Source organism: Sorangium sp. So ce590, from assembly GCF_051521365.1.
In the GTDB taxonomy this organism is placed as follows: domain Bacteria; phylum Myxococcota_A; class Polyangia; order Polyangiales; family Polyangiaceae; genus Sorangium.
Map to the genome: position 1 here is coordinate 5,364,709 of NZ_CP150346.1, position 25,069 is coordinate 5,389,777.

Sequence of the window (25,069 nt, forward strand, 5' to 3'; positions counted from 1 at the left end):
CCGCGAGCCGGCCCTGTCAGGATCGCGGTTCGGGCTCGCGCGAACAGCATAGATGACCTCCCTGACAACACGCCAGCACAGCCCAGGACAAGGGCTGTCGGGTCTCCTCGCTCGCTGGCGCTCCCCTGGACATCGGCGCCCGACCGTCTCAGGCTCTCGCTCGAGCACGAGGCTCTTCGTTCAGGAGGAACCATGCAGATCGACTTCGAGATGCCTGTGATCGCGGACGGCGGCCTCGATGCGGGCGTGCTCGACCGGGTCCTGGTCGACCGGGAGCGGGGCGTGTTGACCCACGTGGTGCTCCGTTCACCGCTGGCGAGCGAAGAGCTCCTTGTATCGATGGATCTCGTGCAGGGCACGGCGGGGGGCGAGCTCCGCCTGCGGCCGGGTCGGGACGCGCTCCTGGCGCTGCCTCGGTACTACGACGGACGGACGACGGCGCAGCCGGCGGGGCGGGTCGACACCTCGCTCGTCCCGCAGCCGCCCGAGCGGAGGCAGGAGCTGGAAGAGGCCCTTGGGGTCACCGAGGATACGGTCGAGCTCGGCCCCGAGACGCGGGTGATGACCGCCGATGAGGCCGAGGTGCAGCTCGTGGGCATCGGCGCGAACGACCCCGGCAATGACATCTCGCGGCTCCGCGTCCGCGGCCCCGCGGGCGCCGAGGCCGACTTCCCCGCATCGTGGATCGAGGTGATGCGCGAGGACGTGGTGGCGCTGACGGTGACCCGGGACGACGTCCTGCGGTTGCGCCCCGCGCCCAGGCGCCGTGACGGGAACCTCGCGGATCTCGAGGGGCTCTCGGGCATGGGCGGGCTCGACGGCGACACGCCCGAGGAGGTGTTCGGCGCGGACTTCGTCGATGAGCTGCGGGACAAGGGCGGAATGGTCCTCGATGTGCCCGGCACGAGCGGCCCCGGCGAGGCCGCCGGTGGCCGCGTTGGAGAGCTCGATGCCGGCGTGGGAGTCCATGCCATGAAGCGTCCCAGTCGATGATCGCACCGCCGGGAGCCCGCCGCCGGGAACTTGACAGCGATGCTGGCGCGTGCTCGTCTCCCGCCCCAAATGGACCCGCACGACAAGCCGGCGCGCCGGGACACGGGCACGGCCAGAGTTCTCGATCCGACCGCGGTGGCGGAGGCGTTCCGAAGCGAGATCCGGGCGGAGATCGCCGCCCTGCCTGAGCCGCTGTTCCTGGTCGGCGTGCTCGCGGCGGATCACGGGCCTTCGTATACGTACGCGGAGTACACGCGCAAGGCGTGCGAGGACGTGGGGGTCCGCTTCGAGATCCGCCACGCCACGCGGCTCAGCGCCGAGGCCGCCATCCGCTCGGCGAACGAGGACGCGGGCGTGCACGGGATCATGGTGTATTACCCGATCTTCGGCACGGAGCAGGACGTCTATCTCCGGGACAGCGTCGAGCCGTCCAAGGACATCGAGGGGCTCCACACGTTCTGGGCACGTTGCCTGTACGGGAACCAGCGTTTCCTGGACGAGGCGAAAACGAAGAAGGCGATCCTGCCCTGCACGCCGCTGGCCATCGTCAAGCTGGCCGAGGCGGCCGGCTTCTTCGGCCAGGGCGAGCGGCCCCTCGAGGGCCGGAGCGTGTGCATCTTCAACCGCAGCGAGGTCGTCGGGAGGCCGCTCGCGAGCATGATGGCGCACGACGGAGCGCACGTGACCTCCTTCGACATCGACGGTCCCCTGCTGTTCGTCCCGAGCTCGTCCGGCGGCACGCACGAGGTGCACGAGACGACGGCGGACCGGGCGAGCGCGCTGCGGCAGGCGGACATCGTGGTGACCGGCGTGCCTTCGCGGAGCTTCCCCCTCGTGCAGGCCGCCGAGATCCGCGAGGGCAGCCTCTGCATCAACTTCTCCACCATCAAGAACTTCAGCGACGATATCCAGAGCAAGGCGAGCGTGTTCGTGCCGCGCGTCGGGCCCATGACGGTGACCATGGCGATCCGCAACAGCCTGCGGCTCTACAAGAACACCCACCCGACCCCGTGAGCCCGGCGCGCTCGCGGCGGGGAGGCCGTCGATGCCCTCGTCCTGCATCCCCGCCTTCCGCCTCGAATCGGACCGCCATCCGCCGTGCGGAGCAGCCGACGAGATCACATGTGCTCGGTGGGATCGTCAGGGGCCGCCCTTGGCCTGGCGGGTGGCGGCGTGCCTTTTCTGATGGATGGTGAGGGCGAAGGCGGCGCGCGCACGGGCGCGGATGCGCTGGTCGGCGCGGCGGGGGCTGACGTCGCGCTCGCCGCGGCGGGGACGCTGTCGGCGGGCGGCGGAGGAGGCGGCGTCGCCTCGGAGGGCGCTGTCGCGGACAGCGCTGCTGCGGACGCAGGCGAGTCCGCCGGGTCGAGCCGCGGTGCCGGCGCGTCGCTCGACGCGGTGATGCGCAGAACAGCGTAGGTGACGAGCCCCGTCATCGCGAGCGCGCCGAGGGCGAGCGGGATCCCGACGCGGCGGCCGCGGCTCGGCGGCACGATCACGCTGCTTCCGGCCGGCGCCAGCGTGCTCGCGGTCTCCTGGAAGGCCGGCGCGCCGCCCTCCGGGGCGCCGCTGCCCGGCGAGGCCCGCGGGAGGTCGAGTGGGCTTGCCGGAAGTGTGGACAGGAACGCGCCGCCGTCCGACTCCCTCGCGTCGGGGCCTGATCTCGGCGTTCCAGGGCGGGCCCCCGTCGCACCTGGGCTCGCTCCCGGCGCGTCGCCGCGGACGACGAGCGCTGGAGAGGCGCCCTCCGCGGGCGCCAGCGGCGCCGGGGCTCCGGTCCGCGCCCCCGGCGAGCTGGCCGCCGCGCCGAGCGCCTCGGCGAGCGCGCTCGCGTTCTGGAACCGATGCTCGGGGTCGCGCATGAGCGCGCGCGAGAAGAACCCGTCCACCTCGGGCCCGACCTCCGGCGCGAGGCTGGACGCCAGGGGGGCGTCCTCGGTGCAGATGGCCACGAACACCTCGCCGATCTCCTCGCCTGGGAACGGGAGCCTGCCGGTGAGGCAGCGATAGGCGATCACGCCGACAGACCAGAGATCGCTGCGCCAGTCGAGGGTCTTGCTCCGGCGCACCTGCTCGGGGCTCATGTAGTAGGGCGAGCCGACGAGCGTGCCCGTCTTCGTCTCCTTGCCGGCCAGCAGCATGCCCGGGGCCTTGGCGATCCCGAAGTCGAGGACCTTCACGAGCTCGTCGTCGTCCTGGCGCGAGAGGAAGAGGTTCGCCGGCTTGAGGTCGCGGTGGATGATCCCCATCTCGTGCGCGCGGCGCAGGGCCTTGCACACCTGCGTGACGATGCTCAGCGTGGCCGCCATCGAGAGGCGCCCCTCGCGCGTTAGCCGCGTCTCGAGGTCCTCGCCGTCGAGGAGCTCCATCACGAGGAACGGCGTGTCGCCCTCGATCCCGTAATCGTGCACATGGACGACGTTCGGGATCTTGAGCTGCGCCGCGGCCCTCGCCTCGCGCTCGAAGCGCGCCCGCGCGGTGGACGAAGCCGCGTACTCGGGCGCCATGAACTTGATCGCGACCCCGGCGTCGAGCTGGAGGTGCCGGGCCACCCAGATCGCCCCCATGCCGCCTCGCGCGAGTATCCGCTCGAGGCGGTATCTTCCAGCGACGACACGGCCTTCTGCGGGCGAAATCATGAGCTTCGGCCTCTCGCTGGGATGACGTATCCAGGGACCCGGGAGCCAGCGCTCCGGGGCGTCTCGCACCCAACGAAGCAAACGAACGGGCCCCCCGCAACAGGATCCGGCTCGGGGGCGGGAGCGCGCGCCGGGGCGTCGCCGGTCGCGCGCGGCGCGAGCCGCCTACCTGCCTCTCGGTCGCGTCGTCGAGCCCGCGGCGCCCTGCGCTGTCGGCGCGGCGGCGGCTCGCCCGGCGCCCTGCGGGGCCCGGAGCTCGCTCGCCCTCGATCGCCGCGCGGGAGCGCTGCCCTGCGATGTCAGCGGCTCCAGCGCGCCCCGCAGCTCGGCGCGCACGTGCGGGCCGAGGAGCTTCTCCGCCATGGCGCTCAGGCGCCCGGCGAACGTGGCCATGATGCAGGCCGCGCGCTGGTCGTCGCGGTCCGGGGCCCCCGAGCGCCGGTAGTGCCGTGCGTAGTCGCGCGTGATGGCCCCGAGGTCGCCGCCGACGTGGACCGCCTGTCGCATGAAGAGCCGCGCGGCGCGCTCGTTGGCGATCGGCGGCATCTGCGCGAGGGTGAGGGCGACGTCGGTCCTGCCCACGGCGAGCAGCATGGACACGACGCGCTGGCGGGCGATCTCCACGAGCCTCGGGGCGAGGGTGTGCTCGTCGAAGACGTGGACGTTCGGCGGCACGAGCTCCCCGCGTTCCGTGCCGAGCTCGCTCAGGAACGCGTTGAGCACCCGCGAGCGCGTCGGCGCTGCCTTCAGGTACTCCCGCGCGCTCCCCGCCGTCGGCGCGCCGCCCGGCGGCGCGGGCGGGCCGGCGTCGAGCGCCGCGGGCGCCTGACGTCGCGCGGCTCGCGCCTGCCGTGCCCGCTCGAAGTGCCTCTCCGCGCTCCCGGCGCGCTCATCCGCCGCGGCGGAATCCGTCGCGCCGAGCAGCGCGGCCAGCCCGGCCGCGTGGGCGGCGGTGACGTGCGGAAGGGGTTTCTGTCTGGACATTCGAGCAGGCTCTCTCTTTTCCAGAGCTGCTCGGGCGTTTACCACACCGTGCAAACAGTTGTACAGCGCTGAACCCCGGTTCCCAGGCGGGCGGACGCACGCCGGCACGAGGCCGTGGCTCTCCCGCCGCGCGCTCGACCTGCGAAAAGGCGGCCTTGAACAGCGCATCATGCGTGTTGGTCTGCATCGGTCGATCGACACCAGGCCTCATGGGCACGCCGCCGACGCCCTCTTTGGTGATGCACTTTTGCGCATCAACTCAGGCGACTCCGATCACATTTTGTTGGCAAAATGTCACCGCCGGATCGGTGAGCTCGCGCGGCTCCTGCGCAGGCTGTCCGGCGCGTACGACCAGGAAACCCGCGCCGCCGGCTCGCTGGGAGCCCGGAGGCGCAGGCGCAGGCGCCCCCGGCGCGCGAGCGCAGCCCCTGAAGAGACGCTAGCAAGGAACGGAACCCATGACGTCGACCTCGAGCAAGTGGCAGTTCTGGATCGACCGCGGCGGGACGTTCACGGACGTCGTCGCCAGGCGGCCGGACGGCTCGCTCACGACCGCCAAGCTGCTGTCGGAGAACCCCGAGCAGTACGCCGACGCAGCGGTCGAGGGCATCCGCCGCCTGCTCGGCCTCCCGCCAGGTCAGGTCATCACCCCCGACCAGGTCGCGTGCGTGAAGATGGGCACCACGGTGGCCACCAACGCGCTGCTCGAGCGCAAGGGCGATCGCACCGTGCTGGTGACCACGCGCGGCTTCCGCGACGCGCTGCGCATCGGGTACCAGAACCGCCCTCGCCTGTTCGACCGCCGCATCGCGCTGCACGACCTCCTGTACGAGCGCGTGATCGAGGCGCGCGAGCGCATCGACGCGCGCGGCGAGTTGGTCGAGCCGCTCGACGTCGCGGCGCTGCGCCGCGACCTGGACGAGGCGTTCGAGGCCGGCATCCGCGCCTGCGCCGTCGTGTTCATGCACGGCTACCGCTTCACGGCGCACGAGCGGCGGGCGGCCGAGATGGCGCGCGAGGTCGGCTTCACCCAGGTCTCCGCCTCGCACGAGGTCAGCCCGCTCATGAAGCTCGTCTCGCGCGGCGACACCACCGTGGTCGACGCGTACCTCTCGCCCATCCTGCGCCGCTACGTCGAGCAGGTGGCCAGCCAGATGCCCGGCGTGCCGCTCTACTTCATGCAGTCGAGCGGCGGGCTGACGCTCGCCCACCGGTTCCAGGGCAAGGACGCGATCCTGAGCGGCCCGGCCGGCGGCATCGTCGGCATGGTGCGCACCGCGCTCTCGGGCGGGCACGAGAAGGTCATCGGCTTCGACATGGGCGGCACCTCGACCGACGTGTCGCACTACGCGGGCGAGCTCGAGCGCGCCTTCGAGACGCAGGTGGCCGGCGTGCGCATGCGCGCGCCGATGATGAGCATCCACACCGTGGCCGCCGGCGGCGGCTCCCTCCTCGGCTTCGACGGCGCGCGGCTGCGCGTGGGCCCGGCGTCGGCCGGCGCGAGCCCCGGCCCCGCGTGCTACCGCCGCGGCGGCCGGCTGGCCATCACCGACGCCAACGTGATGCTCGGCAAGATCCAGCCCGACTTCTTCCCGCGCGTGTTCGGGCCGGGCGCCGACGAGCCGCTCGACCGCGAGGTCGTCGAGCAGCGCTTCCGCGCCATGGCGGAGGACGTGCGCCGCGAGACGTCGCGCCCGATCACGCCCGAGCAGCTGGCCGAGGGCTTCCTGCAGATCGCCGTCGCGAACATGGCCAACGCGGTGAAGAAGATCTCTGTCGCGCGCGGCTACGACGTCACCCAGTACACCCTCCAGTGCTTCGGGGGCGCCGGCGGCCAGCACGCCTGCGCCGTGGCCGACGCCCTCGGCATGCGCCGCATCCTCGTGCACCCCCTCGCCGGCGTCCTGTCCGCCTACGGCATGGGTCTCTCCGACCAGAACGCGATGCGCGAGGCCGCGGTCGAGCGGCGCCTCGACGAGGCCGGCCTGGCCGCAGCGCACGAGGCGCTCGCGCGCATCGGCGGCGACGCGGAGGCCGAGCTCGTGGGGCAAGGGTTCTCGCCGGAGCGCGTGCGGCGGCGGAGGCGCGTGCACGTGCGCTACGACGGCACCGACACCGCCCTCGTCGTGCCGTACGGCAGCGCCGAGGCGATCCGCGCCGCCTTCGAGGCGGCCCACCGCGACCGGTTCGCCTTCCTGATGCCCGACAAGGCGCTGATCCTGGAGAGCGTCTCGGTGGAGGCGATCGGGCCGGGCGACGCCGCCGAGGAGCGGCCCGCCGAGGCGCGCCCGCACCGCCCCGAGGCCGATGCCCGCGTGCGCATTTACTCCGACGGCGCCTCCCGCGACGCGGCGCTGCACCGGCGCGAGCGGCTGGGGCGGGGCGCGGTGATCGACGGCCCCGCCATCGTCGCCGAGGCCAACGCCACGACCGTCATCGAGCCCGGCTGGCAGGCCGAGATCACCGCGCTCGGCCACATGGTGCTCACCCGGGCGTCGCCGCGGCCCGAGCGCCGCGCGGTGGGCACCGCGGTCGACCCGGTGATGCTGGAGGTGTTCAACAACCTGTTCATGAACATCGCCGAGCAGATGGGCCTGCGCCTGCAGAACACCGCGCACTCGGTCAACATCAAGGAGCGGCTCGACTTCTCCTGCGCGCTGTTCGACGCCGAGGGCAGCCTGATCGCGAACGCCCCGCACATGCCGGTGCACCTGGGCTCGATGAGCGAGTCGATCAGGACCGTGATCGCGCGCAATCCCGGGATGAAGCCGGGGGACGTTGTCGTGCTCAACGACCCCTACCACGGCGGCACGCACCTGCCCGACGTGACGGTGGTCACGCCGGTACGGGACGAGCAGGGCGCCCGCGTGCTGTTCTACGTGGCCTCGCGCGGCCACCACGCCGACATCGGCGGCGTCACCCCGGGCTCGATGCCGCCGTTCTCCAGGACGATCGAGGAGGAGGGCGTCCTGCTCGACAACCTGAAGCTGGTCGAGGCCGGGCGGCTCCTCGAGGCCGAGATCCTCGCGGCGCTGGGCAGCGGCCCGTACCCGGCGAGGAGCCCGCAGCAGAACCTGGCCGACCTGCGCGCGCAGATCGCGGCCAACGAGAAGGGCGCGCAGGAGCTCTGCGCGATGGTGGCCCAGTTCGGGCTCGACACCGTGCAGGCGTACATGAAGCACGTGCAGGACAACGCCGAGGAGAGCGTGCGCCTCGCGATCGCGCGGCTCGACCCGGCGCTCCTCCGCGACGGGCGCTTCACGCTGCCGCTCGACAACGGCGCGACGATCGCGGTCGCCGTCCGGATCGACCGCGCGCGCCGCTCGGCGGTGGTGGACTTCACCGGCACGTCGGCGCAGATGGACAACAACTTCAACGCGCCCCGCGCGGTGACCCTGGCCGCCGTGCTCTACGTCTTCCGCACGCTCGTGGACGACGACATCCCGCTCAACGCCGGTTGCCTGAAGCCCATCGAGGTCGTCGTCCCCGAGGGCTCGATGCTGAGCCCGCGCCCGCCGGCCGCGGTGGTGGCCGGCAACGTGGAGGTGTCGACCTGCGTGACCAACGCGCTGTACGGCGCCCTCGGCGTGCTGGCCAGCAGCCAGCCGACCATGAACAACTTCACGTTCGGCAACGACAGGGTCCAGTATTACGAGACGATCTCGGGCGGATCGGGCGCGGGCATCGAGCTCGGCGGGGCCGGCTCGGGCGGCGCGCGCGGCTTCCCGGGCACGAGCGTCGTGCAGACGCACATGACGAACTCACGCCTGACAGACCCGGAGGTGCTGGAGCATCGGTTCCCGGTGCGGATCGACCGCTACGAGATCCGCGAGGGCTCGGGGGGCGCCGGGCGCTTTCCGGGCGGGAACGGCGGCACGCGCGCCGTGCGCTTCCTCGAGCCGATGACGGCGTCGATCCTGTCCAACGGGCGCTCGACGGCGGCGTTCGGCCTGGCCGGCGGGGGCGCGGGCGAGCCCGGGCGCAACCTCGTGGCGCGCGCGGACGGCTCGATCGAGGTGCTGTCGCACATCGGGTCGGTCGAGATGGGGATCGGCGATGTGTTCGTGATCGAGACCCCGGGAGGCGGCGGGTATGGAGCGCCCGTGCCTGGATGAGGGGCGCGGAGGACGACGGAGCAGGAGGGAGAGCCGCTCCCTCCGGAGGCGCTCTCTAGAAGCTGCCCGCCACCTGGACCCCGAGGCCGGGGCCCTGCCGCGCGCTGCGGAGCGCGTCAGCCCTGCGCGCCGGCTCCCTCGAACCGCGCGCCGCTCGCGCCGTCCGGCGCGCCTTTCGCCGCCCTCGCGTCGGCCCTGGACGGCGGCTTCGCCTGGGCCGCGTGGACCGTCCGGTGAGGGAGCGGCATCTCGATGCCATGCGCGTCGAACGCCTTCTTGAGGCGCCTCCGGTACTCCCGGCCTACCTGCCACTGCTCGGCGGGCTGCGTCTTGATGCGCGCGCGGACGACCACCGCCTGCTCGTCGAACGACTCCACCCCGAAGAGCTCCAGCGGCTCGAGGATGCTCGCCTTGTAGCGCCTGTCCTCGTGGAGCTCGTGCGCGACCTCGCGCATCACCCGCATCACCCTGTCGACGTCCTCGCTGTAGGCGACACCCACGTTGAACATCACGGCAGACCAGTCCCTGGTCATGTTCGAGAGCGCGTGGATCTTCCCGTTCTGAAAGACGTGGACCACCCCGGACTCGTCGCGCAGCGTGACCGTCCGCAGGCCGACCTGCTCCACGAGACCGCCGGTGCCGTTGACGACCACAACGTCGCCGACCCGGAGGTGGTTCTCGAGGAGCAGAAAGAAGCCCGAGATGACGTCGCGCACGAGCTCCTGCGCCCCGAGGGCGATGGCCAGACCGGCGATGCCCGCGCCCGCGATGAGCGGCGCGACGTCGACCCCGAGCTGGACGAGGAGGAGCATCGCCACCACGACCCAGATGACGACCTTCCCGGTCGTCCGGAAGATGCCCAGCAACGTATCAGAGCGCTTCTCGATCTCGCGCACCGTCTTCACGTCGCCGCTGCGGCCGCGCCTCATCAACGACACTTCCACGCGCCTGCACAGGAAGTGGAGCACCTTGAGCAGCACGAGCGCGAGGACCAGGATCAGCAGCACGGCCGGCGAGGCATGGATGGCCCCCGCGACGGTGCGCCGGAGAACGTCCGGCCAGAACGTGATGTCGAGCCAGGAGTCGAGCTGCGGCATGGCGATGGCACCTCCGCCGCAGGACGTCCGCAACCCATATGCCAGCGAGCTCGGGGGCCGCGAGGCCCGGCAGCGGGCGCGCGCGGTGCTGCGGCGGGCGGACCGCTCGCGCGCCGGTGCGACACGATGTCGCACAGGAGCCGAATTGTCGCAGGGTCGTGCACCCCGGCGCCGCGAGCCGAGCGGTGCGCTGCGGAGGCCTGCGTCGCGAGCGGGCGCGGGCCTCCGGCGTGGCGGTGCGCGCCGCGATCGGAGCGGCGTCAGAGGTCGAAGCGACCGGCCGCTTCGGGCTGATAGACGACGCGCTCGATCCGGATGCGGCGCGTTCGGCTCGGCGTGGGCCACTCCACCTCTTCTGCTTCTCGACAGCCGAGCAGCGCGAGCCCCATCGGCGCGAGCACCGAGATTCGCCCGGTGTTCACGTCCGCGGACCCGGGAAACACCACGGTCACGCTGAGCGCCTCCTGCGTGTCGAGGTCGACGAGCTGGGCCCTGGAGTTCATGGTGATGACGTTCGGCGGGATCTCCTGCTGCTTCACGACGTCCGCGCGCTCGAGCTCGATCTCTAGCGCCTCCAGGGTCGGGGAATCGCCCCCCGGCCGCGCGCGGAGGGCCTCGAGCAACCGTGTGAGCCGCTCGCGGTCGAACTCGGTGATGACGATGGGGTTCGTATGAGGTGCCATGAACAGGGATCTCCTTGTGTCGTCGACTCGATCCAGGCCGTGGCCGAGGGCCCGCGTCGGGCGAGCAGACCGTCGAGCGCGCCCGGTCAGTCCGTCCGGACGCAGGCGCGCTCGATCAAAGCCGCGCTTCATCCCGGGAGCGGCCGGCGAACGGCGCCGGAAGACCGCTCCCTTACGAGCGTGCGGGCGACCTCGGACAGAGCAGCCGGGTCCGCGGGAAAACGAACGCGCCACGCGCGCCGCGGCGAGGCCACGGACACGATTCTAGGTGCAGACGGGCGTTCATTCCACGCGGACGGTAGCACGGCCGACCTCCGCGAGCCATCGAGCCGCGCTGCATGGCGCTCCGGGCGCTGCGCTTCGCCGTGCCACCGCCATGTCCCCGACGAGTCGAATCGGTCGCGCCGCCGGCGTCCCTGCCCGGGGCTCTGCGGCGACCGCTGACAGGGACAGGGGCTCCTCCGCCGATGGCGCGGCGCTTGCCCACAACCGCGCCGCCCCCCTCGGACGAGGCTGGACGGCACGAGCGCACGCCGGTGCGCATCACATCGGGCGGAGCGCGGTGACCGGGATCGAAAACTTGACAGCATCGATTCATCCCAGGACCGTCGCTGCCGAACGACCATCAACAGAGGAGGAAAAACTTGGACATCCGGCCGCTACTGCCAGTATTCATCTTCTTCGTCGTCGCGCTCCCGAGCGCAGTGCGGGCCGAGATGCTCAGCGTCAAGGTCCCGGTGGCGAACTTCCGCGCGGGCCCGTCCACGACTGAGCCCGTCGAGTTCACCGCGACCCGCTACTACCCCGTCAAGATCGTGGAGCGCGAGGACGGGTGGTGCAAGATCAAGGACTTCGAGGGCGACCTGGCGTGGGTGGCCGATCGCCTCCTGGCCAGGGTCAAGACCATCGTGATCAAGGCCGCACGGGGCAACATCCGCGAGGCGCCGACGACCTCCGCGGAGGTCGCGTTCCAGGCCGAGCGCGGCGAGGTGTTCAAGGTCCTCGATCGCAAGGGGCGGTGGCTCCAGGTCGTCGACGTCAAGGGCGGGAAGGGCTGGGTGCGTGAGGATCTGGCCTGGGGCATGAAGAAGCCCGATGACGCGGGCGGCTCGTCGTGATGTGTCGCCCGCCACGAGAACGCCGGTCGAACAGGCGACCTGCGCAGGACGCCCCTCGCACCGGGCGCCCGCGGGTCTCCCGCGCTCGCGGGTAGTGGCCGCCGGGTGGCTCGCCCGTCGGGGCGGCTTCCCCTCCTGCCGCCACGATGACCTGGACCGCTGCCACGCCCGCCCGGGCCCGGCCTCTGAACGAAGCGAAGAGCGCCGGGGATCGTCAAAAGTCCCGATAGTCGATCTTCATCTGATCGTAGGGCGCGATCATCGCCTCGATGACGTTGCCCCTCGGGTCGAAGATGCGCTCGTGGTACTCGGTCGGCTCCCAGATGAAGCTGCCGAGCCCGCGCTTGTCCGGGAGGTTGAACATCAGGTCGTTGGCAGCGCGCTTCTCCCACGAATACTCCGCCACAACGAACTTCAGATCGGGGTAGCGCGTCACGAGATCGTCGAAGTTCTCCTGCCACTCCGACGGCTGGCCCTGGTACTCGGTGTAACAGGACTGACCGAGCACATCGAACGAGACGCCCTGTCCGAGCACGCCGTCGACCCACCAGCGCGTGACCGCGTTGTCGTTGCAGCGGTCGAGGTGCAGCATGACCGCGATCGTGTCGTCGGCGTCCTTCACGCCCTGGATCCCGGCCTTCAGGAGCGCGCCGAGCCCCTGGAAGGCCTGCCCCGTGACGAACCCGTCGGGCCACAGCAACCCCTGCGGGGTCTCGTTGCCGATCTGGACCATGTCCGGGCGCGCGCCGGCGGCGCTCAGCTGCGCGATCGCGTCCCGCGTGAACTCGCGCATCGCGCTCGCCAGCGCAGCTCCCTCGAGCTCCGCCCAGGCGACGGGCTTGTGTTGATCGTCGGGATCGGCCCACACGTCGCTGTAGTGAAAGTCGAGGAGGAAGCCCATGTTCGCTCGCTTCACGCGCTGCGCCATCTCTATCGTGTGCGCGAGATCGCAGAACCCCGCGGGCGAGTACGGATCGTCGTCGACGACCGGATCGGCGTAGATCGCCGTGGGGTCGTTGAACAGGCGCAGGCGGATCCAGTTGAACCCGTGCGCCTTCAGGATCTCGAGGATGTCCTTCTCGACGAGCTCACCCGTCGCCGGGTCGACGTCCCGGAACACCTTGCCTTGGGCTTCGCGCTCCTGCACCCAGGAGATGTCCGCCCCGAGGATGAAGCCCGCGGGCGCGCCCGGCGTCCCGCCCCCCCCGGTCCCGCTCGTGGAAGCGCCGCCGCTGCCGCCGGCGCTCACCGGCGCTCCGCCCGCGCCCGCGTCGCCTCCGGTCGCAGCGCTGCTCGCGCCCCCGGATCCGGTTCCCGTGGAGGGGCCAGCGCCTGTCGTGGCAGCCTGACCGGCACCCCCCCCGCCGTCCGCCCCGACACCCGAGCTCTCACCGCACGCGACCAGCGCGGTAAGCAGCGTTGCCACACAGATCGCGTTCAGCTCCCGTCGCCGCATCGTTGACCCCCTCGAGGACATGACCCCACCGTTCGATCGAGCGCGGGGCCCGGCGCCGGGCGCGCCGCTCGTTCGCCTTCCGTCAGACACGTTGACTCCCCTCCCCGCTCATGCGGGGCCGCGCGCCTGGGTGCCAGGTCCGCGTGAGAGCTTGCACGTCGCCTCCCACAGGCCATTGAGGTAGACCAGGCCGAGCGCGCGGTCGTACAGACCATATCCCGGCTTGCCGGTCTCGCCCCAGATCATGCGTCCATGGTCCGGACGCACGTAACCGTCGAAGCCGACGTCGTGGTACGCCTTCACGATCTCGGCCATGTCGAGCGAGCCTTCACAGGACAGGTGGGCGGATTCGAAGAACGTGCCGTCCTCCTGGACCGCCACGTTGCGCAGGTGCCCGAAGGGAATGCGGCCCATGCCGCCGAACTCGTGCACCAGCGACACGATGCTGTTGCACAGGTCAGCGCCCAGCGAGCCGGAGCACAGCGTGATGCCGTTGGCCGGAGAGTCGACGATCTTCACCAGGCGCATCAGATCGTCGCGGTTCTTGACGATGCGCGGCAGACCGAAGATCGGTCGCGGCGGGTCGTCCGGATGCATGGCCATGCGGACGCCGACCTCCTCGGCGACCGGGATGATGCGACGGAGGAAGTGCTCGAGGTGCTCCCACAGCGCCTCTTCACCGATGCTCTTGTACTCGTCGAGGACGGCGCGGAGCTGCTCGGGCCTGTAGCTGCTGTCCCAGCCGGGCAGCGCGATGCCCTGTTCCGGGTCGATCTTCGCCGCGGCCCCGGCGTCGAATGCCAAGGTCAGCGAGCCGTCGGGCAGCTCCCGGGCCATCTCGGTGCGCGTCCAGTCGAAGACCGGCATGAAGTTGTAGCAGATCACCTTCACGCCGGCGGCCGCGCAATTGCGGATGTTCTGGCAGAAATTGTCGATCAGGCGCTCCCGGGTCGGCTTGCCGAGCTTGATGTCCTCGTGCACCGGCACGCTCTCCACCACATCGAACTTCAGCCCCACGCCCTCGATGCGCGCCCTGAGCGCCTGCAGCGCCTCGACCGGCCACACCTCGCCCACCGGCACGTCGTAGATCGCCGAGACGATGCCGTAGAGGCCCGGAATCTGGCGGATGTACTCCAGCTTGACGGGGTCGCTCTCTCCGTACCAGCGAAAGGTCATCTTCATCGTTGCGATCTCCTCGGGCGACGTGCTCGGCTCGCGAGCGCGCGTGGCCGGGTCGACCTCCGGGGCAGAGCGGCGCGGCCTCGGCGCTGCGGGCCCCGGCATCGTACAGCCAGCTGGGAGCAGCGCAAAGAGATCGCGGGCGCGAAGAGCAGGCGGACACAAACGGCGAGAGCCCGCCGCGCACCCCGTGCACGGCGGGCTCTCCGAGGCCGTTACAGCCGACCTGCTGCTATTCCGCTCCCTTGCCCATCCAGTAGCTCTCGGGCGGGCCCAGGTAGCTCTCCTTCACGCCACCCGCGTCCACCACGATCTTCTGGAGAATCACGCCCGGATGGACCATCCAGAACTTCAGCACGTGGTTCCCCGGCGCGTTGATCGTGTGCTTGGTGCGCATGATGTTGACGTTGTCCGAGGTGTGCCGCTCCCAGATCTTGTTGCCATTGCCGTTGAGGTCGATGGCATAGGTCATGTTGACCGGCTGGATCTCGCCATCGTCGATCGACACGGCGTACTGCATCCCCTCCTGCCAGTTCTGGAAGTTGTTCCTGGGCGAAACGTACACCCAGACCGTCACCTCGCCGCTGCTGGTGAGGTGCATGTCGTATTCCAGCCGGGGAGAGTCGTCGCCGGGCTCCTGGGCCTCCGCCGTCACAGGGAACGGCGTCATCCCCGCTCCGGTGCGACCGATGTCCGGAAGCCGCTTCCACCAGATCTCCTCCGTATCGACCGCGCGGCTGTAGCGATCCGCGAGCATCGACACATAGCCGTTGGCCTCGATGTAGCGGTTGGGCTTCCAGTCGATCTTCCTCGGGTCGTCGACGCGAGCCGTGACCACCACCGAGCTTCCATCCGACCCGGTGACCGTGATCGGGACCTCGAGCGGGAACTCCAGCGGCAGCTGCTGCGTCGGATCCGCGGGGTTGGGGTACGTCGTGGGAGCGAGGGTCCAGTCCACCCTCACCGTCGCGCGCACCTCCTTGTCGACGACGCCATGGTTCGGGTAGACGGTCAGCCACGGCGGGCACGGGGCGCCCCCGCCCCAGCCGGCCCAGCCCGCGGGGCACGCGACGGGGAGCTCGGCCTCGATCGTGTACTCGAGCGGCTCGCTGCCGCGGTTGAACACCTCGATGTACTGCTCCGGTTGCGTCTGGTACTGGCTGAACGTCGGCAGCACGGGCAGCTCTGCGCTCGCGTCGCCTGCCCCGCCCGCCGTCCAGTAGTTGCTCGAGCCATCGATCGCCACGCCGAGCTCCGCCGCCGCGGGGACCTCGATCGACACGAGCTCGGGCCAGATGAACTCCTGGATGTTGTTGTACTGGTACTCGGCCTGCTGCCAGGACGGGTTGCCCGGCGCGCCGTAGCTGATGTGAGGCTGCGTCTGGAAGCCCTCCCACTTGCCGTCGGCGAGGTCGTGATTGTAGTAGTACGAGAGCGCCAGGTCGTCCTGGAGCCGCGCCTCGGCGATGACCGCCATGTCGTTGGTCGCCGCCCGCCCCTGCGCCGCGTAGTGCCGGTTCTTGAACCCCGCCAGGCGCAGCGCGTACAGGTTGGCAGTCGCCTTCACCTGGTAGAGCACGAGCTGGAAGTAAGCGTCCTGCGCCTCGCCCGGCAGGAGCTGGGCCACGAACTCCGCCTGCGAGGCCAGCGACTCCCACTCGTCCGCGACCTGCTCGAGCTCCTGGTAGTTGGTGAGGCTGAACGGGCTGGCGCTGTCGTCGTACGTGACGGCGGCGGTGTCGGGGTCCGGGACCGCGGTCGTCGGCGCGCTGTACAGGACGTCGTAATCGACCGTGATCTTCCGGTTCGTCAGCTCCGGCTTGCGATCCGACTGCAGCTGCGCGTAGCTGTGCAGGATGTCGGCGATGATGTCCGAGTACTCCGGGCCGAACTGCTGCTCGCTCCACTGCCGCTTCCACTCGCCGATGCGCTCGACAGGCCAGCGATCCGGGTTCCAGGCGTAGTCCAGAAAGAACTGGAGCGGGAGCTCCTCGTTCTTGAAGTCTCCGACGTTGACCACCCAGAGCCGATCCACGCCGTAGTTGTAGGCGAGGTGGAGCTGCTCCCAGACGTTGGGCAGGAGCGTCGTGTCGACCCACTTGTAGTTGCGGCCGCCGCCGACGTAGTCGAAGTGGTAGTAGAGGCCGTAACCGCCGGCCCGCTGCTCGCCCGGCTTCGGCAGGCGCTTCATGTTGGCCCAGTTGTCGTCGGCCCAGACCACCGTGACGTCATCCGGCACGCGGATGCCCGCGTCCCAGTAGCCCTGGATCTCCTTGTAGAGCGTCCAGACCTGCGGGATGGTCGTCACGTCCTCGCCGGTCACGGTTTCAAGGATCTCCCGCTGGGCGGCGACGATCGACTCCATCAGCGGGATGCCGTCCTCCGGGGCCAGGCTGACGTCGCCCGGGCCGCGCATGCCGAGCGTGACGACGCCCTCGATCTTCTCGTCGACCATCCGCTGGATGCCCTTGGTCCAGTGCTTCTTCAGCGCCTCGGCGTTGACCGAGAAGCGCCAGTCGCCGGTGCCGCCGTAGGGGTCCGTCTTCGGCGTGACGACGTTGCCGCTCGCGTCCTTCACCTCCGGGACGACGTGGCGATTCCACTCCTCGATGCCCTGCATCATCGGGGCCTCGTGCGAGGTCCCCATCACGATGCCGTAGCGCGTGGCCGTCTTGTGGTTCTCGGGGTCGTCCTCGCCGAACGCCCGGCCCCACACGGCGGGCCAGATGTAGTTCGCCTTCATCCGGAGCGCGGCCTCGAAGACCTTCTCCCAGTAGAGATGGTTGAGCCCACCCGGCTGATTCGGCGCCTTGCCCGGGCCGAACATCTTGGCTGCCCAGTTGCCCGTCGCCGGGTTCTCGTCGTTGATGAAGAAGCCGCGGTACCTCACGGCGGGCTCACCCTGCGTGTGGAGCCCGGGCAGCACGTACAGCGCGTGCTTCCGCTGGGGCGGGACGTCGTCCCACCAGTACAGCGGCGACACGCCGATCTGCGCGGAGAGGTCGTACGCGCCGAAGATGGCGCCGCGCTGATCGCTGCCCGCGATCACGAGCGCCCGCTCCACGCCCTCCACCGGGTCCTCGACGATCTGCGTGACGAAGGTCTCCCACTTCCCGGTCACACCCGAGACGTCGAGCTTCCCCTCCTCCTCCAGCTGATCGATGAGCGGGCTCTTGCCCAGCGTGCCGATCAGGACCACCTCGGTCGCCGACTCCGGGATCTCATCCGGAACGACCGTCGCCGCGGCGCCGGTCACCCGCTGGATGTCCGCCGCCAGGTCGTTCACGACGCGGATCACACCGTCGTAATCGGTGGAGCTGACCACCAGCGGAGCCACCTTGCCGTTCACGGCCAGGGGAAAACGATCCGCTCCACCCTCGCTCGAGACGTACTTGCCCGGGCCGGCCGCACCTGCCGGCAGGTCGGGCCCTTCCGACCCGCCGTTCTCCCCCGGCGGCCCCTGCTCCCCCGGCGGCCCCTGCTCCCCCGGCGGCCCCTGCTCCCCCGGCCCGCCATTCGCGCCGTCCGACCCGCAGCCGGTCAGCGTGGCGAGCGACAGGGGAAGCAACAAGCAGAGTAGCGAGGGTCCGATTCGACCCTCTCTGATGCCAATGCGTGCATAGCTCATAACGGTGTTTTCCTCGTTGATGCGGCTGACCGGTGTTCGGCTCGCCCGCGTCCGGCGCCGGCCGTGTCATCCGGCGCCGAGGCAGGCTGCTCGTGTGCAAGGACCGATGTCCCTCGAAGGCGTGCGCCTGCAGTGGTCCGGTTCGTGTTGAAATCGACGGAGCCGCGGACCCGTCGACCACGGCTGGAAAATTCTCCCAACCATGTCAACCTTCGAGCCCGTAAGTAACCAAACAAATTGGATGAGATCTGGGCGTCGTACCTATTCCCACGACGGGCCGACCTGATCTCACAATCGATACCATCGGAGGAGGATGTAAGCAACGCAACCCTCATCGCGCTGGCGTCGCCGACGACGCGTGAACCCCTCCGCCGGGGCGGCAGCTCGCCGAGATCTACGCGGCTCGGCTCACGGCCGGCACTCGTTGCCTCCCCGGTCACTCACGTGCTCGCCACTCCAAAGCTCGTGATGCCGGCCACCGGAGGCGGCCCCCTCGAGACGTGGAGACCTATCGATGGCTCGTCGCTCTTCCGGGAGGGTGAGCGGCCCGCACAAGGGATCTCCGGTCGCCTGCGGCGGGCGTGGTGATTCGAGCTTGACATCGTCGAATCATTCTGTCGTCCCCTCCCCGCGGCCGGCTGCCCCCGTACGGGTGCCGCCACCGGCTGCGCCCGCGCCGCTCGGACCGGCGCCTCGGCCGGGATCGTCCATGAAGGCGCAGCGAGCGACGGCGAGCGGGCGCTGGGCAGGGACGAGGCAAGGCACACCCCGCTATTACACCCGCTGGCCGGTCACGGGAAGCCGCGCGTGACACGCCGCAGCCCGGCTGGCTCCGGGGACGGGCGGCGGCGCGCCACGAGGCCTCTCCGGCCAGGGACTGCCCCGTGGTACGGCTCGGCAGACCGCTGTCGGGCCCGAGGTTCCAGGGGCGACTCGATGACGAAGGGCCGCACGAAGCCGGCCAGAGCCCGCGCGCAGCGCGAGGGCGGGCGGCGCGCGGCCGACACGGCGAAGAGCCTCGCGCGGCTCTGGGGCTCTACACGCATGTTCCCGGCAAGGCCGAGCTGACCGATCTCATCGGTCGACACGGTCTTCGGCGACCGCTACGACGACGTGGACGCGCCCTCGCGGCAGCCGGGGGGTGGCGCGAGTCGCTCGGAACTATCGCAGCGCGCAAATGGGAGCTCTACCAGAATCGGTGGTCTGACGGCCAGCGCTGCCCCTCGAGATGGCGAGTCCCGGCAGCTCGATGGCCGGGCCCACCAGCCGAACAGAACCGCTCCTGAGGCACGGAACCTGCATCGATCCTCCGTCGGGCGACGTCCAGTGCGTCGCGCCCGGCCCCGTGGCATGACAGCCACCGTCGCCGCCGGGCGGCGAGCCGAGAAGCGCCCGCAGCACCGACCGCCAAGCGCGCCTCCAGAGGAGCATCATGCCTGATTCCTTGCCCGCGACCGACCGTGCCCACGACGTGCTTCGCCAGGAGTTTCAGAGCCTCGACCCGATCTTCAAGCCGCGGAACGTCGCCGTCATCGGCGCGACCGAGAACAGCGGCGCCGTCGGCCGCACGCTCCTCTGGAACCTGATCAGCAACCCGTTCGGCGGGACGGTCTTTCCCGTGAACCCCAAGCGGTCCAGCGTCCTCGGCATCAAAGCGTACCCGAACATCGCGTCCGTTCCGGCCAAGGTGGATCTGGCGGTCATCGTCACGCCCGCCGCGAGCGTGCCGGGCCTCCTCGGCGAGTGCGTGGACGCCGGCGTCCGCGGCGCCATCATCATCTCCGCCGGATTCAAGGAGATGGGCCCTCCGGGCGCCCGGCTCGAGCAGCAGATCATGGAGCGCGCCCGCGGGAAGATGCGCATCATCGGGCCCAACTGCCTCGGCGTCATGAATCCGATCGGCGGCCTCAATGCCACGTTCGCGAAGGGGCAGGCGCGGCCCGGCAAGGTGGCGTTCATCAGCCAGTCCGGCGCGCTCTGCACGGCGGTGCTCGACTGGAGCCTCCAGGAGCAGGTCGGCTTCAGCGCGTTCGTCAGCGTCGGCTCGATGCTCGATGTCGGCTGGGGCGATCTCATCGATTACCTCGGCGACGACCCCAAGACGAACAGCATCCTCATCTACATGGAGTCCATCGGCGACCCGGACGACGCGCGCTCGTTCCTGTCGGCCGCCCGCGAGGTGGCGCTGAACAAGCCGATCATCGTGATCAAGCCCGGCCGCAGCGAGGCGGCGGCGAAGGCGGCCGCGTCTCACACCGGCTCGCTCACCGGCTCGGACGAGGTGCTCGACGCGGCGTTCCGGCGCGTCGGCGTGCTGCGCGTGAACGACATCGCGGACCTGTTCTCGATGGCCGAGACGCTCGCCAAGCAGCCGCGGCCCCGCGGCAACCGCCTCTGCATCGTCACGAACGCCGGCGGCCCGGGCGTCCTGGCGACCGACGCGCTCGTCGCGCACGGCGGCGATCTGGCGCCGATCTCGCCGGAGATCCTGGGCGAGCTGAGCAGCTTCCTCCCCGCCGCCTGGAGCCGCAGCAACCCGGTCGACGTGCTCGGCGACGCCGGCGCCGACCGGTACGCCAAGGCCCTGGAGATCTGCGCCAGGGATCCGAACAACGACGGCGTGCTCGTCATCCTCACGCCGCAGGACATGACCGAATCGACCGAGACCGCCGAGGCCCTGCGCAAGCACGCGCACGTCGAGGGCAAGCCGGTCCTGGCCAGCTGGATGGGCGGCGTCGAGGTGGAGGCGGGTAAATCGATCCTGAACCGCGCCGGGGTCCCGACGTTCGAGTACCCCGACATCGCCGCGCGCGCGTTCTGTTCCATGGTCCGCTACGCGTACAACCTGCGCGCCCTGTACGAGACGCCGAGCATGGATGAGCGCGCGCTGAACGTCGATCGCGAGAAAGCCGGGGCGCTCATCGCCGGCGTCCGCGCGTCGGGCCGGACGCTGATGGATGAGTTCGAGTCGAAGCAGCTCATGGCGGCGTACGGCATCCCGACGGTGCCGACGGCCGTCGCCCGGAGCGTCGAGGAGGCCTTGGCCACCGCGAGGCAGATGGGGTATCCGGCCGTCCTCAAGCTGTACAGCACGACGATCACGCACAAGACCAACGTGGGCGGCGTGAAGCTCAACCTGCGCGACGACGACGCCGTCCGCCGGGCGTTCGCCGAGATCCACGTGAGCGTCGCGCAGAAGGCCGGCGCGCAGCACTTTCAGGGCGTGACCGTCCAGCCGATGATCGCCCTGAAGGACGCCTACGAGATCATCCTCGGCAGCGCGATCGATCCGCAGTTCGGCCCGGTCCTCCTGTTCGGGGCCGGCGGTCAGCTCGTCGAGGTCTTCAAGGACCGCGCGCTCGGCCTGCCGCCGCTCAACGCGACGCTGGCCCGGCGCATGATGGAGCGGACAAAGATCTACCGCGCCCTCCAGGGCGTGCGCGGCCGCGCGCCGGTGGACCTCGAGGCGCTGGAGCACCTGCTCGTGCGGTTCTCGCAGATGGTGATCGAGCAGCCATGGATCCGCGAGATCGACATCAACCCGCTGGCCGTGAGCGCCGAGCAGATGATCGCCCTCGACGCGCGCGTCGTCCTGCACCCGGCGGACACGCCCGAGTCGGCGCTCCCCAGGTCGGCGATCCGCGCGTATCCGACGCAGTACGTGACGGAGCTGAAGGGCAAGGACGGGCAGGCGTTCACGATCCGCCCGATCCGCCCCGAGGACGAGCCGCTGATGGTCAAGTTCCACCAGAAGCTCTCCGAGCACACCGTGCGGCTCCGGTATTTCTACCCCATGCAGCTCGACCTGCGCACCGCGCACGAGCGGCTGACGCGCGTCTGCTTCGCGGACTACGACCGTGAGATGGCGCTCGTCGTCGAGGAGCGGCCCGCGGGCGGCGCCGATCGCGAGATCATCGGCGTCGGCCGGCTGAGCAAGCTGCCGGGCACCAACGACTCGGAGTTCGCCCTGCTGATCAGCGACGAGCACCAGAGAAAGGGGCTCGGCTCGCGGCTCCTCGGCCTCCTCGTCCAGATCGCCCGCGACGAGGGGCTCTCCCGCATCAGCGCCGATATCCTGGCCGAGAACACGGAGATGCAGCGCGTGGCGCAGAAGCTCGGTTTCCGGATCACCCGGGATCTGGAGGACTCGACCTCGAGGGCGGAGCTCGTGCTGCAGGAGCGTTGAGACGATGCAGGGCCGGCGGGGAGGTGGGTTCGAAGCCCCCCCGGCCGGCGCGCGCTGACTCCCCCGTCAGTGCGAGCTTCGCTGGACGTCCACCGGAAGTCGCCTGGCGCTGATCATCCTCCACGGGTTGTGGAACTCGCACCGATCGTCGCGGGCCACCGCGATCGTCCGGTACCGATCGAGCAGGATCTCCAGCGCGATCTTGGCCTCGAGCCTGGCCAGCGGGGCGCCGAGGCAGAAGTGGATGCTGTGCCCGAAGCTCAGGTGCTGGTTGGGCTTGCGGTGGATATCGAACGCGTCGGGGTCCCGGAAATGGGCGCTGTCCCGGTTGGCCGAGGCGATCCACAGCATGAGCAGCTGCTCGGCGGGGATCCGCTGCCCGCCGAGCTCCACCTCTCTCGTTGTCCGCCGGGCGAGCCGCGGGAACGGCGCGCGGTAGCGGAGCACCTCCTCAATGGCCGCCGGGAGCCGCGCCGGGTCGGCCCGGAGCTCCGCCGCGGCGGCGGGGTGCTCGTCGAGGCAGAGGATCGCGTTCCCGAGCAGCGCGGTCGTGGTGATGTGCCCGGCGATGAGCAGCAGGCCGACGAAGCCGACGATCTCCTCGTCCTCCAGGCGGTGCCCCTCGACCTCGGCGCCCACCAGCTGGCCGATGAGGTCGTCCGTGGGGCGCTCGCGGCGCTGCTGGATGTGCGAAAGGAGGTAGCGGTTCATCTCACCGAGGACCGGTCCGAGGCGGTTCATGGTGGCCTGGTCCGGCAGGGTACCCGGGCCCTCGCTCTCCCTCGACAGCATCGTGTCCGCCCAGGTCCGGAAGGCATCCCGGTCCTCGGCCGGGATGCCGAGCAGCTCGGCGATGACGATCACCGGCAGCGGATGGGCCAGGCTCCCGACCAGATCGAAGCGCTCGGCGTCTCCCACACCGGCGAGCAGCTCATTCGTGACCGTCGCGATCCGCGGCGCGAGCCCGGACACAACGCGCGGCGTGAACGCCTGACTGACCAGATCACGGAGCTTCCGGTGCTTCGGCGGGTCCATCCGGGCGAAGTTGCCCCTGGAGAACAGCGCGAAGTCGGCCTGCGGCGGGATGAACCTGGACATGTCCGACGAGAACGTCGCCGGATCGGACAGCACGCGGAGGATCTCCGCGTGGCCGAAGAGCTGCCAGGTGCGCTGCTCCTCGTCGTGAAGAACCGGGCTCCCCTCCCGCGCATTGCGCAGCCACGTCAGAAAGGCGTCCAGGGTGGGCTGGCTCGGCTGGGGGGTCACGTCGGTCGTGCTCATGACGGATCACTCCTCGGGGCTCTCCCGCGTTGAGGTGGTATTGCCTTGCGCGAACTGCGCGTAGTGAGCGCGCAGCTGCTCGAACCTGTCGATGATCCCGGGCGCGAGCGAGCGCAGGGCGTCGAGGTCGGGGGGATCGGGGGGCTCGAAGGCCCTGCGCACCATCGTGGCGACCATCTCGGCCCTCTCCTCGATCGGCTGCCTCTCCTCGGCCGGCAGCAGCGGATCGAGCAGGTAGAAGCCGAGCACCGCCGCGTTGATCGCATAGAGCTGGGCGCCCGGATCCACGTCGGTGCGCAGCAGGCCATGCGACCGCAGGAGCCCGCAGTACTCGCGTAGATACGCGAACTTGTGGCCCTGGAGCGGCCGCGCCGTGCTCTCGCTGACGAGATTGCCGAGCACCTCGGTGTCGCGGGTGAACAGCGCTTGCAGCAGCGGAAACTCCTCCAGCAGGAGGAGCCTCCTTTGCATCACGCGGTGAAGCAGGATCTCCGCCGGATCCTCGCGCATGGCCTCGGCGAACCTGTCGAACATCCTCAGGGCGTCGCGCGCGAGCACCGCGAGGAAGAGCGCCTCGCGCGTCTTCCAGTGCAGGTAGACCGTCCCCTTGCCGATGTTCGCCCGCCTGGCGACCTCGTCGATGGTGACGCGCTTGTACCCCCAGCGGAGCACAAGCTCCGCCGCTGCATCCAGGATCCGCTCGGCCCGCTGCCGCTGCTTCGAGAAATCTCCGTCGGCCACCAGCGCCCTCCGCCCGTCGAATTATGACCAGTTTTCAAAATTGGTCAAACGTCATCGGGTCAGGAGCGACTGGCTGGCGCTCCAAAGGCTCTCGCGCATATATTCCTTGACAGGAATATATCTCATGGGGAATATTACCCATCGATGATCCAGACGTTCGCGGCGCTCGCCGATCCGACCCGCCTGCGCATCGTCGAGCTGCTGCGCGCCGGGCCGCGGCCGGTCGGCGAGATCTGCGACCGCCTGCCTCTCCCGCAGCCCCAGGTGTCGAAGCACCTGCGCGTCCTCCGGGACGCCGGGCTCGTCGACGTCCGGCCGCGCGCGCAACAGCGCATCTACGGGCTGCGCGCGGCGCCGCTGCGCGAGCTCAGCGAGTGGCTCGATCGCTTCCGGGACATCTGGGGCGAACGCTTCGACCAGCTCGACGACTTGCTGGCCGAGATCCAGCGCAACGAAGAGAAGAGGTGAAGATGGACACAACGAATCTGGAAGTCAGATCCGATCGCGAGATCGTCATCACACGCACGTTCGCTGCGCCGCGGCGCATCGTGTTCGACGCGATGACGACGCCGGAGCACGTGAAGCGCTGGTACGGCCTCAGGGTCCTCACGATGTCGGTCTGCGAGATCGACCTGCGCGTGGGCGGCCGATGGCGCTACGTCCTGCGCGCGCCCGACGGGAGCGAGCACGGGTTCACGGGCGTGTACCGCGAGATCGTGCGACCGGAGCGGGTCGTGTGCACCGAGAACTACGAGCCGCTGGGGCCGGGCCACGAGATGCTCGCGACGGCGACGTACGACGAGCACGACGGGAAGACGACGCTGACGAGCAGGATCGTCTACCAGTCCCAGGCCGATCGCGACGCGCACCTCCGGTCGGGCATGGAGGCCGGCATGCGCGAGACGTTCGAGCGCCTCGCCGAGATCCTCCCCGCGCTCTCTTCGAGTTGATGCGATACGGCGACCGCCT

General features: G+C 70.3%; 16 protein-coding genes. 7 read left to right on the forward strand and 9 right to left on the reverse strand.

Going from position 1 to position 25,069, the window contains the following annotated elements:
• Positions 1-192: 192 nt before the first annotated feature.
• Together WMF28_RS20285 and WMF28_RS20290 are read left to right on the forward strand one after the other, a co-directional pair.
• Positions 193-993, forward strand: coding sequence for a hypothetical protein (locus tag WMF28_RS20285; protein ID WP_437603906.1), 801 nt, complete (start codon positions 193-195; stop codon positions 991-993).
• 69 nt (positions 994-1,062) lie between these two features.
• Positions 1,063-2,007 carry a bifunctional methylenetetrahydrofolate dehydrogenase/methenyltetrahydrofolate cyclohydrolase gene (locus WMF28_RS20290; protein ID WP_437603907.1) on the forward strand — a complete coding sequence of 315 codons (945 nt, stop codon included), beginning with the start codon at positions 1,063-1,065 and terminating at the stop codon, positions 2,005-2,007.
• Positions 2,008-2,111: 104 nt separating this feature from the next.
• Here WMF28_RS20290 and WMF28_RS20295 read toward each other — a convergent pair whose 3' ends face one another.
• A complete protein-coding gene (locus WMF28_RS20295) occupies positions 2,112-3,632 on the reverse strand; it encodes a protein kinase domain-containing protein (protein WP_437603908.1) in 1,521 nt (506 codons plus the stop codon).
• 165 nt (positions 3,633-3,797) lie between these two features.
• Positions 3,798-4,616: a hypothetical protein gene (locus tag WMF28_RS20300; protein ID WP_437603909.1), complete on the reverse strand. Its 819-nt coding sequence runs from the start codon at positions 4,614-4,616 to the stop codon at positions 3,798-3,800.
• A gap of 458 nt (positions 4,617-5,074) precedes the next feature.
• Here WMF28_RS20300 and WMF28_RS20305 point away from each other — a divergent pair, with 458 nt between their 5' ends.
• Positions 5,075-8,731: a hydantoinase B/oxoprolinase family protein gene (locus tag WMF28_RS20305; RefSeq protein WP_437603910.1), complete on the forward strand. Its 3,657-nt coding sequence runs from the start codon at positions 5,075-5,077 to the stop codon at positions 8,729-8,731.
• Between the two features lie 116 nt (positions 8,732-8,847).
• Here the strand turns inward: WMF28_RS20305 and WMF28_RS20310 are convergent, their stop codons facing one another.
• Both WMF28_RS20310 and rnk read right to left on the reverse strand, forming a co-directional pair.
• Entirely contained in the window at positions 8,848-9,828 is a 981-nt protein-coding gene (locus tag WMF28_RS20310; protein ID WP_437603911.1) for a mechanosensitive ion channel family protein, read from the reverse strand.
• Between the two features lie 260 nt (positions 9,829-10,088).
• Positions 10,089-10,511 (reverse strand): nucleoside diphosphate kinase regulator, encoded by a 423-nt coding sequence (gene rnk / locus WMF28_RS20315; RefSeq protein ID WP_437603912.1) that lies wholly within the window; start codon positions 10,509-10,511, stop codon positions 10,089-10,091.
• A gap of 644 nt (positions 10,512-11,155) precedes the next feature.
• Between rnk and WMF28_RS20320 the strand changes: the two genes are divergently transcribed.
• Positions 11,156-11,629 (forward strand): SH3 domain-containing protein, encoded by a 474-nt coding sequence (locus tag WMF28_RS20320; RefSeq protein WP_437603913.1) that lies wholly within the window; start codon positions 11,156-11,158, stop codon positions 11,627-11,629.
• Positions 11,630-11,843: 214 nt separating this feature from the next.
• On the opposite strand, the gene WMF28_RS20325 is transcribed toward WMF28_RS20320, so the two are convergent.
• From WMF28_RS20325 to WMF28_RS20335, 3 genes are all read right to left on the reverse strand, one after another.
• Complete coding sequence (locus WMF28_RS20325) at positions 11,844-12,878, reverse strand: glycosyl hydrolase 53 family protein (RefSeq protein ID WP_437603914.1); 1,035 nt, start codon at positions 12,876-12,878, stop codon at positions 11,844-11,846.
• A 315-nt stretch (positions 12,879-13,193) separates the two neighbouring features.
• A complete protein-coding gene (gene uxuA, locus WMF28_RS20330) occupies positions 13,194-14,267 on the reverse strand; it encodes a mannonate dehydratase (protein WP_437603915.1) in 1,074 nt (357 codons plus the stop codon).
• A gap of 229 nt (positions 14,268-14,496) precedes the next feature.
• Positions 14,497-17,835, reverse strand: a complete 3,339-nt coding sequence (locus WMF28_RS20335) for a glycosyl hydrolase 115 family protein (protein WP_437603916.1) — start codon at positions 17,833-17,835, stop codon at positions 14,497-14,499.
• Positions 17,836-19,324: 1,489 nt separating this feature from the next.
• On the opposite strand from WMF28_RS20335, the gene WMF28_RS20340 reads away from it, so the two are divergent.
• Positions 19,325-22,078 carry a bifunctional acetate--CoA ligase family protein/GNAT family N-acetyltransferase gene (locus WMF28_RS20340; RefSeq protein ID WP_437603917.1) on the forward strand — a complete coding sequence of 918 codons (2,754 nt, stop codon included), beginning with the start codon at positions 19,325-19,327 and terminating at the stop codon, positions 22,076-22,078.
• A gap of 66 nt (positions 22,079-22,144) precedes the next feature.
• Here WMF28_RS20340 and WMF28_RS20345 read toward each other — a convergent pair whose 3' ends face one another.
• A complete protein-coding gene (locus WMF28_RS20345; RefSeq protein WP_437603918.1) occupies positions 22,145-23,359 on the reverse strand; it encodes a cytochrome P450 in 1,215 nt (404 codons plus the stop codon).
• Between the two features lie 6 nt (positions 23,360-23,365).
• Entirely contained in the window at positions 23,366-24,100 is a 735-nt protein-coding gene (locus tag WMF28_RS20350; protein WP_437603919.1) for a TetR/AcrR family transcriptional regulator, read from the reverse strand.
• A 144-nt stretch (positions 24,101-24,244) separates the two neighbouring features.
• Here WMF28_RS20350 and WMF28_RS20355 point away from each other — a divergent pair, with 144 nt between their 5' ends.
• Complete coding sequence (locus tag WMF28_RS20355) at positions 24,245-24,568, forward strand: ArsR/SmtB family transcription factor (RefSeq protein WP_437603920.1); 324 nt, start codon at positions 24,245-24,247, stop codon at positions 24,566-24,568.
• Positions 24,569-24,570: 2 nt separating this feature from the next.
• Positions 24,571-25,050 carry an SRPBCC family protein gene (locus WMF28_RS20360; protein ID WP_437603921.1) on the forward strand — a complete coding sequence of 160 codons (480 nt, stop codon included), beginning with the start codon at positions 24,571-24,573 and terminating at the stop codon, positions 25,048-25,050.
• Positions 25,051-25,069: the final 19 nt, after the last annotated feature.

Excerpts from the sequence above, each read along its gene's own strand:
- WMF28_RS20285 (WP_437603906.1), top strand. The coding sequence starts at position 193 with ATGCAGATCGACTTCGAGATGCCTGTGATCGCGGACGGCGGCCTCGAT.
- WMF28_RS20290 (WP_437603907.1), top strand. The coding sequence starts at position 1,063 with ATGGACCCGCACGACAAGCCGGCGCGCCGGGACACGGGCACGGCCAGA.
- WMF28_RS20295 (WP_437603908.1), bottom strand. The coding sequence starts at position 3,632 with ATGATTTCGCCCGCAGAAGGCCGTGTCGTCGCTGGAAGATACCGCCTC.
- WMF28_RS20300 (WP_437603909.1), bottom strand. The coding sequence starts at position 4,616 with ATGTCCAGACAGAAACCCCTTCCGCACGTCACCGCCGCCCACGCGGCC.
- WMF28_RS20305 (WP_437603910.1), top strand. The coding sequence starts at position 5,075 with ATGACGTCGACCTCGAGCAAGTGGCAGTTCTGGATCGACCGCGGCGGG.
- WMF28_RS20310 (WP_437603911.1), bottom strand. The coding sequence starts at position 9,828 with ATGCCGCAGCTCGACTCCTGGCTCGACATCACGTTCTGGCCGGACGTT.
- rnk (WP_437603912.1), bottom strand. The coding sequence starts at position 10,511 with ATGGCACCTCATACGAACCCCATCGTCATCACCGAGTTCGACCGCGAG.
- uxuA (WP_437603915.1), bottom strand. The coding sequence starts at position 14,267 with ATGAAGATGACCTTTCGCTGGTACGGAGAGAGCGACCCCGTCAAGCTG.
- WMF28_RS20340 (WP_437603917.1), top strand. The coding sequence starts at position 19,325 with ATGCCTGATTCCTTGCCCGCGACCGACCGTGCCCACGACGTGCTTCGC.
- WMF28_RS20345 (WP_437603918.1), bottom strand. The coding sequence starts at position 23,359 with ATGAGCACGACCGACGTGACCCCCCAGCCGAGCCAGCCCACCCTGGAC.
- WMF28_RS20355 (WP_437603920.1), top strand. The coding sequence starts at position 24,245 with ATGATCCAGACGTTCGCGGCGCTCGCCGATCCGACCCGCCTGCGCATC.
- WMF28_RS20360 (WP_437603921.1), top strand. The coding sequence starts at position 24,571 with ATGGACACAACGAATCTGGAAGTCAGATCCGATCGCGAGATCGTCATC.